The sequence below is a fragment of the Algoriphagus sp. 10J20-15 genome (genome assembly GCF_055809615.1).
This window is the reverse complement of sequence record NZ_JBVVUG010000004.1, coordinates 140,807-153,607: the sequence shown is the minus strand read 5'-3', so window position 1 is coordinate 153,607 and position 12,801 is coordinate 140,807. Positions and strand designations below refer to the sequence as shown.

Genomic DNA, 12,801 nt, shown 5'->3' with positions numbered 1-12,801 from the left:
TGAAAGAAACACGCTCTTGACCAACTTAACTGAGATCAATAAAGATCTTCGACATATTGGCCACATGACTTCCCATGATCTCAGGTCACCAGTCAATAACTTACTCTCTATATATGAATTATTAGATTTTTCAAAAATCACAGACAAGGATACGCTGGATCTCATGGAGGTGTTTAAAATTTGCTGTGAAGACTTAAGAGAGAAGCTTAATTTTTACTCTAAAGAGCTCAAAGACAAACAATCACTTTACATTCCATTTGAAGAAATTGACCTCAATAAAGTCGTTAAAAAAGTCTCTAAATCAATCAGTTTACTAATAAAAAATTCTAACGCTACAATTTCGAGTGACTTTTCAGAGGTAAAGAAAATCCATTCCAACCCTAATTACCTAGAAAGCATTTTTCTGAATCTGATTACCAATTCAATTAAATATAAAAAGCCAGGAATTCCTCCAGTGATTACAATTACCAGCAAACTCGTAGAAGACAAAATCCAACTTTCCTTCACGGACAATGGCCATGGTTTTGATTTGGATAAAGTAGGAAATAAACTCTTCGGTTTCCAGCAATCATTTCATTCTAAAAAAGACAGCACTGGAATTGGTCTTTATTTAGTTTATAATCACGTAAAGGGCTTGGGCGGTACAATTGAAGTAGAAAGTATTCCTGAAGAAGGGACCACCTTTCGAATTTCACTAAATGCATATCATTAACCCTGCCTAATTCTTTTGCTGCAAATTATTTCGAAGCCAAAGACATTACAGGACAGATAGACCAATTATACTTTATTATTTGGTCTCGTGATGCATTAATTACAACTTAGCACTGATGAAAAAATCTCTATTTAAACTTCTTATTATCAGTTTAGCTTTTTTCGCTTGCTCTCAGAAAAGTGAAATCGGAAGCTCCATCAGCACAGATTCTGAACAGATTATGGCTGGAAAGTCTCTATTTGAAGCTAACTGTAGTACCTGCCATAGTTTTGACCAAAATGGTATAGGACCGAATTTAAGTGGTTTAACACATACCATAGAAACCGAGTGGATAAGAAATTTCATTAAAAATCCTTCGGAAGTAATCCGTTCTGGCGATCCGCGTGGGGTGACCCTGCTAGAGCAGTATAAGGCAATTATGCCTCCTTTTGAAAGTTTCACTGAGAAGGAGCTTGACGCAGTTTTAAGTTACCTCCACACATTTGCAGCCCTCCCTGACACCGTTCCGATGGTTGGACTGAAAGATCCTATTCCTGATAGCATTCCTGATTCGGGGGTACGGTTAGCTATTGAATATTTTGCGCAGCTTCCTGCTTCAGATCCCAAAGCTCCAATGGCAAAAATGACCAAAATGGAGCCTGAGCGAAATTCAGGACGCTTATTTATCAACGATCAACGGGTCGGATTATATGAGTTAATCGATGGAAAGCCAAACCTCTACCTTCCAATCACTGAGTATAAATCTGACCTCGTGAGCAAACCTGGATGGGCTACGGGCTTGGCAAGTTTTACTTTCCACCCGGAATTCGATCAAAATGGGATTTTCTATACTGCACATACAGATGCGGGTGGATCACAAATTGCCGATTATGGTTATTCTGACACCATTCGAGTTTTCATGCAGTGGGTAGTAACGGAGTGGAAAGCTGAGGATCCGACAGCTGCCGTATTTAAAGGAACTGACAGGGAATTGCTTCGGATTGATATCCCTACACAGGCTCATGGGATGCAGGAACTGACATTCAATCCCCACGCAAATAAAGGCGATGAGGATTATGGATTGCTATATATTGGATTCGGTGACGGCGGTCTGACTGAAAAACGAGCCGCTTATCTTTCGGACAATAAGGGGACTAAAGTATATAGCAGCATTCTCAGAATTGATCCACAAGGGAATAACAGCCCAAATGGTAAATATGGAATTCCACCAGGCAATCCTTTTGCAGAAGAAGAGGGAAAAGCTGGAGAAGTGTATGCTTATGGATTCCGAAATCCCAATCGTGTGTTCTGGGATGCTGATGGAAATATGTTTGCCACAGATATAGGTCAACATTCAGTGGAAGAGTTAAATAGAATAGAACCGGGCAAATTTTATGGATGGCCGATTCGGGAAGGTCGATTTATCATTAATCCTTATGGTAAGTTTAACGAGGTTTTTGCGTTGAATGAAGATGACGGGAATTTTGGAGTGACTTATCCGGAAGTCCAGCTCGATCATGACGAACTGGCGGCTATATTCGCAGGATATGAAATGCCCTATGGAGCCCTGAAAGGGAAGTTTATTTTTGGTGATATCCTTTCAGGAAGACTCTTTTTCACAGACCTCAAGTATCTGGGGAAAATGAAGGTTCAAAGCTGGGGAGTCACAGTAGACGGTAAAGAGATGACTTTGAGAGAGTTGGTGCAGAATGACAGAGTAGATCTAAAATTCGGCCGGGATGCTGAAAACAACATTTATATTATGAGTAAAACAGAAGGTAAAATTTATAAAATCTTGCCTTAAACGGAATTCTCAATATTATTTGACCCTCCACAAACAGCAAAGCCAAATTTTTTAATAGAGAGAAATCTCTATCTCGCTCAGAATGAGTTTGTAAAAAAAGTTTAACATTTTTTTGGAACACAGATTTTTTTGTTTAAAATTGGTCAACCAATTATTGGTCAACCAATTTAAACCCATGGAAACCTTAAGTAATTTTAAAACAATTAAGCTTGATCATCCTGTAGATATTATTATCAGTCAAATAAGAGATTTGATTATTTCAGGCGAACTTAACGCGGGTGACAAGCTTCCTCCTGAGCGCAAACTTTCCGAAAAACTTGGCATCAGCAGAACTTACGTCAGAGAGGCTATTAAGAAACTTGAGTTTTACGGGATAGTCAAAACCCACCCACAAAGCGGAACTATCATCGCAGGTCTGGGAATCACAGCTTTAGAAGGATTGATCTCTGATGTCCTGAAAATGGAAGGAAGTGATTTTCATTCCTTGATAGAGACCCGATTGATTCTTGAATCTCAAACAGTGAGGCTCGCAGCAGAGAGACGGACTGAGGAAGATATTGAAGCGCTACAGGAAGCATTAGATCTCTACGAAGCCAAAGTAAAATCAGGAGCACAGGCCATAGATGAGGATTTACTTTTTCACATCAAAATCGCTGAAGCCAGCAAAAACAATGTGCTCAAATCGCTGATGCTTATTGTCACTCCTGATATTCTGACACATTTCACTAAACATAATGTCTGTGGTGGAGGCAAGCCATTTGGGGCTTTGCAGGAGCATAAAGAAATCCTTACCCATATCATTAATCAAGACACAACAATGGCAGAATTCGCCATGAAAAACCACCTATCTGAAATCATAAATAAAAAATGAGTAGCCTATGGTAAAAAAAATGGTGGACAGAATCCACCAAATTTCACATCAGGAATATTAAGTACTACTGTATAAAGATTGTCGAGGTCCTAACTGTAGTCTCCCTAATGGATAGTCAAATTTAAGAAAAATTCGCTAGCTATTAAATTACTTACTATCCCTGGTCTCCTACAAAAAAATTTTCTAAACAAAACCCAAAAAATGAGACAACCATTACCTAATAAAATTTGGAATGGGCAGGTGATTAATCTTCAAATTCTAACCTTATGCATTTGCCTTTTAATCGGCAATGTAGCCCATGTTCAGGCTTTTCAAAGCCAATCTGCCAATACGATCACAGGCCAAGTGAATGACGCTCAAGGGCTATATATTCCAGGAGTAAACATTCTTGTAAAAGGTACCACTACTGCAACGGTATCTGACCTAGACGGTAAATTCCGTATCAATGCAAGTCCCACTGACATCCTAATTTTTTCCTTTATTGGATACACGACAGTAGAGATGGTAGTAGGTAATCAAACCCAGGTCAGCATAGTACTTGATGAGGATCAAACTCAACTAGACGAAGTTGTAGTAGTAGGGTATGGAACCCAAAAGAAATCTCATCTCACTGGTGCAGTATCTAAGTTTGAAAACACCAACTTGGGCGATTTGCCAATCCTACAGGCAGATCAAGCCCTTCAAGGGAAAATAGCAGGTGTACAAATTCAGAATACTACTTCGGAAGCAGGCGTTTCTCCATCCATTAGAATCCGTGGCAATAGCTCAATAGGAGCTAATAACGAGCCTCTAGTAGTAGTGGATGGTTTCCCTACGCCAGACGGTCTTTCCTTTATCAACCCTAACGACATCGAATCAATCGAAGTCCTCAAGGATGCCGCTTCTGCAGCTATCTATGGCTCTAGAGGTGCAAATGGTGTCATCATAGTAACTACCAAAAGCGGAGTAGCAGACAAGCCGACCTTTACCTTCAAGATGTTTTCTGGCGTGAAAAGTCCCTATAAACTCCATGACATGCTTACATCCAAAGAGTATGCAGAGATGTTGTGGGAAGAGGAAACTAGAGGAGGAGCGGCACCTACTATTCATGAGCAAGCCGCTTGGTCTGTGGAAAACGAAACTAATTGGCAAGAAGAAGGACTTCGACAAGGGGTAGTTAGCAGCTATCAGTTAGGGGTTTCTGGAGGTAAAAAAGACATCACATACCTAATCTCTGGCGGTTACAATGACGAAAAGGGTATGCTTATCAATAACGATTTTGAGCGATTAAACCTCAGAATGAAAATGGATGCGAAGTTGAATAAGGTGTTGAAAGTTGGGGTAAATATTAACCCTTCTTATACCAAGCGTATTCTTCCAGCTTCCAACTTCACGGATTACTTCAGAACGCCATCTTTCATGCCTGTAAGACATAATGAAGAGACATCTGCTCTTACTGGAATTCCTGTCGGTGAGTATGCACATGGACGTCATTTCAGCAATGTCTTGTATGAATTCACAACTCCTCAGGGTGTAGATGTATCTACTACTTCTGCTAGACCTTGGAGCACATCAAACAACAACCCAAAGTTCATTTCAGATAACGATTCGCGTGTAGACAACCAATACCGACTGCTAGCATCTACTTATTTACAGATAGACCTGGGTAAAAATCTATTCTTCAAAGCTTCTCAAGGTGCTTATATCACCAACAGAGTACAGGAAGAGTACAGAAATGAAGGTACTAATAGAGCTGGAGATCCTAACAGAGGGTCTTATGAAACTAACCTTCGAATCGACCTCCTTTCAGAAAATATATTAAGCTACAACAAGAGCTTCGGAGATCACGAAGTGTCAGCAGTAGGAGGTTTTACAGCTCAAAAAGTAACCAATACCTATTCTAGTATTGTAGGAACCAACTTCCCAACGGACTATGTCCCTACGTTGAATGGGGCAACGGTGATTGATTTGGTAAATACCTACACCTTAAAGGATGAAACATTATTGCTTTCTTATTTAGCTAGAGCTAGCTATTCCTTCAAAAACAAATACTTATTCTCAGCAAGTGCAAGAACTGACGGAAGTTCACTTTTCGGTCCAGACAATAAATGGGGTTGGTTTCCATCAGTTTCGGCAGGATGGGTGCTATCTGAAGAAGGTTTTTTGCAAGGAAATAGCGTGATAGATCTTCTGAAATTAAGAGCAAGCTACGGTGTCACTGGTAACAACGACATCGAGAATTATGCTTCTGTGAATAGACTTTATCCCGAAAATTATGCCTTCGGAGCTGGGACAGGCACGTTAACTCCAGGGTAGCTCAGTCAGGCAGCACACTTGCCAATAGATCCATCGCATGGGAGCGTACTTTCTCTACCAACATTGGCTTTGACATCGCATTTCTCGAAAATAGGTTTAGCCTTTCGGCCGAATATTATCAGTCTCAGACTGACCAATTGCTACTTAGACAGCCTACTCTGGCAATTACAGGGTTTACTGAATTCTGGAACAACATAGGTAAAATTCAGAACAACGGGTTTGAATTTGAAATGAACTTAAATAACGTCAATAAGAAAAACTTCCAATGGTCAACCTCACTAAACCTTTCTTCTGTAAAGAACAAATTGGTTGAATTCAGTGGTGAGGACAGATTACTTTCCTACGGAGAGCGAAATGAAATCTACCTAGCTCAAGTCGGTCAGCCTTACATCCAATTCTTTGGTTATAAAGCAATTGGTGTATGGAACTCTCAAGAAGAAATCAATGCAAATGCTAGCAATAGCTTGGACCGCCCAGGAGGATTAAGATTGTTGGATGCCAATGAAGATGGTATCATCGATGACGATGATCGCGTTGTATTAGGAAATCCATTCCCAGACTTCACCTGGGGAATTACTAACAACTTCAACTTCGGCAATTTTGACTTGAGCGTGCTGATCCAAGGGGTACAAGGGATAGATGTTTTCAATGGTGATGGTCACTACAATGAGACCAAAAGAACCAATAGAAAATATGTGGAAAACAGGTGGGTATCGGCAGAGTCTCCAGGGGATGGCGTCACACCTTATAGCACGAATGGCATTGGATGGCAGTTTACCGATTACATGATCGAAGATGGGTCTTATGTCTCTGTTCGAGATATTGTTCTTGGATATAATTTCCCACAGTCAATTACAGAAAAAATCAAATTGAAAGGCCTGAGAGTTTATGGATCCGCTCAAAATGCCCTTTACTTCAGCGCAAAAGGCTATCGTGGAATCAACCCAGAGGCGAGATCTACTTCCTCGCAATATGCTTCTCCGCTGGTAACGGGGTATCAAAGAGGCTCTTTTCCAGTACCTAGAGCTTTTGTATTCGGTATAGATGTCAGCTTTTAATCTTGATCAACATGAAAAAAATAACTAGAAATATCTTCGTTTGCCTGGCGTTCGCTTGGTTTGTTTACTGCTTGTGATTTAGACCTTCAGCCTATCTCTGAGATAGGCGAGGGAAACTTCTATCAAACAGATTTAGATTTCAATACTGCAATGGTAGCTGCATACAATGGCATGCAAGCACCCATTCTCAATGAGTGGGCGATGACAGAATTGAGATCTGATAATACACGGCTCCACAACTCGCAAACTGCGAGCAACATTTATATCCCACTTCGGGAGTTGGACTTGATGACCTTCACAGCAGAGCAGCCTAATATCTACGAGTACTGGGCAGATACCTATCAGAATATCTCTCGCGTAAATACTGTATTAGATCGACTAGATGATATAGAAAGTCAGTCCCTTCGTGCTCAACTTGAAGGTGAAGCTTCATTTATTCGAGCATATCATTACTTCAACTTAGTAAGATTATTTGGAGAAGTGTATTTGGTCGATTCGCGAATCTCTGCGCAAGAAGCCAAAAACCTGACGCCAGCTAGTGTGGACGCACTTTATTCTTTTATAATCTCAGATTTGACCGCTGCTGCTTCCTTGCTCCCATCAAGCTATCCGGCAGAAAGTGCCGGAAGAGCAACTTCTTGGGCTGCAAAAGGTCTTTTGGCGAAAGTGTATAGAACTCAACGCAAGTTTACCGAGGCAGAAACCTTACTAGCAGAAGTGATCGCCGGAAGCGGAGCGGCTTTACTTACTGGAGCTAATGGCTACCAGCAAGTATTCTCCACCTCCAATGAGCTAAATAAAGAGATCTTGTTTGCAGTGCGTTTTAAAGCAGGTGGGTTGGGAATTGGTTCTCCATTAGCAAATTACTTCGCACCTCAGAATAGCGGTTCCTTTGTAATCAACGGTGATGGAAACCACTTCAATAAACCTACAGATGAATTAATCAATCTGTATGATTCAGCAGACCTGCGTCAAAATGTAGCGTTTCAAAGAGGATACATAGGCGCAGGAGGAAATTTTGTAGAAGATAATTTCGTCTATAAATTTTATTCTCCTGTCTCCATCAGCCAAGATGCAGAAAATGATTTCCCAGTGCTTAGATATGCCGACATCCTCCTGATGTACGCAGAAGCGCTCAATGAAAACGGAAAAACGGCTATGGCACTGACCTATTTGAATCAAGTGCGTGAGCGAGCAGGCTTGACTGCTTATACCATTGAAGAGGTTGGTTCTAAAGACGCATTTACTGAAAAATTACTATTAGAAAGAAGGTTGGAATTTGCCTTTGAAAATCAGCGATGGTTTGATCTAGTACTATATAATATGGTAGAAGAAACGCTAAATACACAATATGAAACCGAAGTATTCTACTCTGAATATACCTTCGGAATCAGTCCAGTACAATCTGACAAATTACTGCTTCCACTACCTCAGCGTGAAGTAGACATATTTAATCAGGGCAACTAAACCTATGTAGATAGATACGGTCGGTCTGGTTTACCATGGGGGTTTCCAGATCGGCCATTCTTCTTAAGCATATGCTTAAGACTAGCCACCGCTTTGTCTTTTCATTAAAGAAAACCAAGGACAATCCGTCCAAAATCAAATGAACTATCTTAGGAATTACATCTTCTTTCTCTTCTTATTCATAGCTGTAAAAGCCATGTCTCAGAATGAAACTAAGGAATATCCTATGCCTTCTGAGGAGTCATTTTTTGAAACATTACCCGACTCTATTTCGGGATTTGCAGAAATAAAGAGCCTTTATACCGATGGAAGTCGTACTGAAGCTATAAAACAACTGGCTTCCTATTTCAAAGTCAAAGCAGCAGAAAGATTCTTTTTTAACTGGCAAAATGTACCTCAGCGCATGACTGAGTACAATGAAATGTATCCTTCTGCAGCCAAAAGTCACCTTAAAGACGCGCAAGATCATATTAGTGATTTTTCGGCTTCTACTTCGTGGAGATTACCTTTTGTAAACAAGGCAGGCAAACAAATGGATGCCTATGCCATTAGACATTTATTTCGTCAGCACAAAGCAGGCGATTTAGCATTTAGCTTTTTTCTTTCAGACAAAGCAGAATACTTACCATATTTCACTGAGCATGTGAAAAGCCTAAGTTCTGCCTATCAAGCTGGAACTATAGAATTGATCGAAGATGGAAATGGAGCCTACGAGGCTTTCCGTGGGGGAAATAGAATAGAAAACTGGGTGCTGGCACATCATTTATTTCTGGCTTCGGAGAAATACTCGGCCGAAGACCAGGTACTAGCCATGCGTATGTTCTTACATCATGCAGAGGTCCTTTACCACACCAACCAATCCTTCAATTACGGGAATCACCAGACCAAAGGAATGGTAGCATTGGCAGTAATCTCAATGATGTATCCGGAATTTGACACGAATAAAAAATACTATGACTTTGCGATAGCTATCCTAGGCGAGCACCTAGAAAAGGAAGTCAATGCTGACGGGTTTCAATTTGAACGCTCCTTCCACTATCACGTGGGAGATATAGACAATTATTTCCGCGTATATAAACTGGCTCATATTACAGGAAGTCCTATTCCTGAAGCTTGGTCAGGCAAACTGAAAGCAATGTTTTCGGCGATGCTAGCTATAGCTCTACCCAATAAAAATGCCCCAGTCATTCAGGACGACACTGATCAACCGATGGCTACTCAAAATAATCTGGGTGAAATCATGGCACTGGGCTACGCGCTTTTTCCTGAGCCAGAATACGGATTCTTAGCCGCAAATCACCCGTCCGAGGAATACTATTGGTTGCTGGGAAAAGCCGACTTGGAGAATCTTCAAGGAAAAAAATCTAAGAAACCCACCGTCAAATCCACTGCACTGGAATCTACTGGATATTATGTATTCCGAGAGGGCTGGAAAGAAAATGACCTCTACATGCTCATCAGTACAGGAGTTTCAAAGGAAAAGCCAGATCACCAGCACGGCGACGTTTTAGGTTTTCAGCTTTTTGCCAATGGCGAGATGCTGATGCCAAATTACCAAGTTCGCTATCCATTACCCGAATTCCAGTTTTTCAAAAATTCCTGGGTGAAAAATGTCGCATTGGTGGACTCAATCCCACAAGGCCAAGACTGGACTGGAAATCAAGGAGGAAGTGGTTTTGGTAAGTTTCAGACTTTACCGAAAGCTTTGGTCAGTCAATGGGAGCCAAAAGGTGAGATTCAGGCTTTCCGCGGATCACACGATGGATACCAAACCATAGGGGTGAATTATGGACGTACGATCTATTATTTCTCTGGAGATTTCTTTTTGATCCTTGATGAGTTTGAAGGAGAAAGAGCGCATGAATTCTATCAGAATTTTCAAGGAAACTACTCCTTGGAAGATACTCCGATGATAGCAAGAGCTAATCTAGCTAACGCTTCAGGACTGGACATCATCCAGCTTGGGAACCAAATTTCAAATGCAAAAATAAGTGGTAATAAAGGCAAGAACCGAATCACTTTCCAATCAATAAGTGCTAACAAACATCGCTTCACCACCATCATAAAGCCTTATGGAAAATACGAAGACCGCACTTCTTTACCTAAATCTGATGGAACCATGACCGTAGGTGAATGGCAAATCAATGAAGGCAGCAGCCAGATTATGGAAGATTCTTACGTCGCAGAATACATTTTCAAAAAAGATGAAATGACCTTCTTGGTAGGCATGACCGAGATGACGCTAGGAAGCCAAACCTTTTTATCCGCAATCCCAGCTGACGTTTTGATCAGTACGATGGATGGGAAGTTGGAAATCAAATCCTTCGGAGAAAAGGAAATAACCTTAAGAAGTAACGGCCAGGATTTTCACAATCTCTGCGCTAGAAACCTTGACACTAAACCCAACTCAATGACTAAGTCAATACATAATTTGAATTATTACCTCAGCTGGGCCCTGATTTGCCTGCTTCCAATGGGATGTCAAAGCAAGCAGAGCCACTCAGTAGTGAAAAATAAAACCGAGTATGATTCTGCTGTAAAATCTCTTAAGCCTGGAGATACCTTATTTCTCGCAAATGGAGTTTGGAAGGATGTGGAGTTAGTATTTGAAGGAAAAGGAACAGCTGATTCCCTGATCGTACTCCTAGCAGAAACTCCCGGAGAAGTATTTATGGAAGGCAAATCCAATCTGAGTATAGCCGGCGAATATTTAGTCGTGAAAGGGTTAGTTTTCAGAAATGGCTACACTCCATCCGGAGAAGTGATTTCATTCAGAAAAGACAGTAAGAATCTTGCATTCAACTCTAGAATCACGGAATGTGTGATTGACAATTACAACAATCCGGACAGAAACGCTCAAGATTCCTGGGTTATGATGTATGGACAAAACAACAGATTTGATCACAATCATATCGAAGGAAAGCGAAATCAAGGAGTGACGATGGCTGTGCGACTGAATTCTGAAGACAGTCAAGAAAATCTCCACAGCATCGACCATAATTACTTTGGCCCACGCCCAATCTTAGGCTCAAATGGCGGCGAGACGCTTCGTGTGGGCACAAGTCAATATTCCCTGAGCAACTCAAACACGCTAATTGAGAATAACTATTTCGATAAGTGTAATGGGGAAACTGAGATCATTTCCATCAAATCTGGAGGAAACATTATCCGCGGAAATGTTTTCTTCGAATCAAAAGGATCACTGACCCTGAGACATGGAAATGGCAACATCGTAGAAAGAAATATCTTTCTAGGAAACGGTCAACCAGAGACAGGTGGCATCCGCGTGATCAATGCAGATCATAAGATTGAAAACAACTACATGCAGGATCTCACCGGGGATAAATTCCGTGCAGGCATCACAGTGATGAACGGGGTGCCCAATTCCAGTATCAATCGGTATCACCAGGTGAAAAATGTGCAAATCAATAATAACACATTTGTGAATGTAGCGCACATTGAATTGGCTGTAGGTAGTGACGAAGAGAGGTCAGCGATTCCGATGAATAGCCATTTTACCAACAACTTGATTTTCAACGAAAATCAAACTGATAATTTTAAAGCATACGACGACATTTCAGGAATTTCCTTTGTGGGAAACGTCTCTAATTTTTCTTCCAGGCTTATTCCAAATGGCCTGAGCAATCAGTCATTAAAATTTCAAAAAGCCGAAAATGGTCTGATGTATACATCTGATGCGAGCAATTCTATCGGCGCTCCAGCAGATTTGGTAGTGATACAAAAGTCTGAAACTGGCACTTCTTGGTACCCAAAGGTTTCTAAAGAAATCGTCTTTTCTACTGGAAAAACTATTCCAGTAACTCCGGGATTGAATACAATCGCCGATGCATTGGAAAATGCTGAAACTGGCGATATACTGGATTTAGCAGCTGGATCTTATCAACAGAGCAAAGTGCTGGAAGTCAGCTTCCCATTGACTGTAAAAGGTGGGTCGGACTCTGAAATCAGCTTTGAGGGAACTCATCTATTTGAGATATACGATGGTGGTGCTTTGAGATTGGAAGGCATCAAAGTCAATGGAAAAAATTCTGCTGATGCTGCCGGAAACGCGGTAGTAAGGCTAAATAGATCTGGTACGCTGAAAAATTACAAGTTGGAAGTTAGCCACAGTGAGTTTGTAGACATGACGGTCAACCATTCATTCAATTTCTTAGAAGCTTCAAAAGGCAGTTTTGCTGATACCGTGCTGATCAGAGATTCCAAGTTTGAAAACTTCACTGGATCTATACTCACCCTTAATAAGGAAACAGATGATCTGGGCAAATACAACGCTGAATATGTGATTTTGGAGGGGAATTCCTTTTCAAATATCGGTGGAAAAGTAGTGGATATGTATAGAGGTGGGACAGACGAAAGTACGTTTGGACCTTACCTCATCGCAAGCAATAACCAACTGACAACGGTCGGAAAAAACAGTAGAAATCAAGACGGAGCTTCTCTAGTAATACACGGAGCACAATGGGTGCTGGTCACAGGCAATTCCTTTACCTCCTCATCTCCAATAAAATTGGTGGAAACAGTGGGGACACCCATGCTGAAATTTTCGGATAACGATTTTGATATGCCTTCTTTATTCACCCACGCAATCAAATAA

7 protein-coding genes are annotated in these 12,801 nt (G+C 41.0%); all 7 read left to right on the top strand.

Annotated features, from left to right (window positions below; translation table 11 throughout):
- Positions 1-16: 16 nt before the first annotated feature.
- The 7 genes from AC0L6R_RS02390 to AC0L6R_RS02360 all read left to right on the top strand — a co-directional run bounded on the left by AC0L6R_RS02390 (position 17) and on the right by AC0L6R_RS02360 (position 12,801).
- The gene (locus AC0L6R_RS02390; protein WP_473269775.1) at positions 17-712 is read left to right on the top strand and encodes a sensor histidine kinase; all 696 of its coding nucleotides are present in this window, start codon (positions 17-19) and stop codon (positions 710-712) included.
- 115 nt (positions 713-827) lie between these two features.
- Positions 828-2,495 (top strand): PQQ-dependent sugar dehydrogenase, encoded by a 1,668-nt coding sequence (locus tag AC0L6R_RS02385; RefSeq protein ID WP_473269774.1) that lies wholly within the window; start codon positions 828-830, stop codon positions 2,493-2,495.
- A gap of 175 nt (positions 2,496-2,670) precedes the next feature.
- Complete coding sequence (locus tag AC0L6R_RS02380) at positions 2,671-3,366, top strand: FadR/GntR family transcriptional regulator (protein WP_283413503.1); 696 nt, start codon at positions 2,671-2,673, stop codon at positions 3,364-3,366.
- 201 nt (positions 3,367-3,567) lie between these two features.
- A complete protein-coding gene (locus AC0L6R_RS02375) occupies positions 3,568-5,661 on the top strand; it encodes a SusC/RagA family TonB-linked outer membrane protein (RefSeq protein ID WP_473269773.1) in 2,094 nt (697 codons plus the stop codon).
- Between the two features lie 137 nt (positions 5,662-5,798).
- A complete protein-coding gene (locus AC0L6R_RS02370; protein WP_473269772.1) occupies positions 5,799-6,719 on the top strand; it encodes a hypothetical protein in 921 nt (306 codons plus the stop codon).
- A gap of 60 nt (positions 6,720-6,779) precedes the next feature.
- Entirely contained in the window at positions 6,780-8,186 is a 1,407-nt protein-coding gene (locus AC0L6R_RS02365; protein ID WP_473269771.1) for a RagB/SusD family nutrient uptake outer membrane protein, read from the top strand.
- Between the two features lie 139 nt (positions 8,187-8,325).
- The gene (locus AC0L6R_RS02360) at positions 8,326-12,801 is read left to right on the top strand and encodes a chondroitinase-B domain-containing protein (RefSeq protein WP_473269770.1); all 4,476 of its coding nucleotides are present in this window, start codon (positions 8,326-8,328) and stop codon (positions 12,799-12,801) included.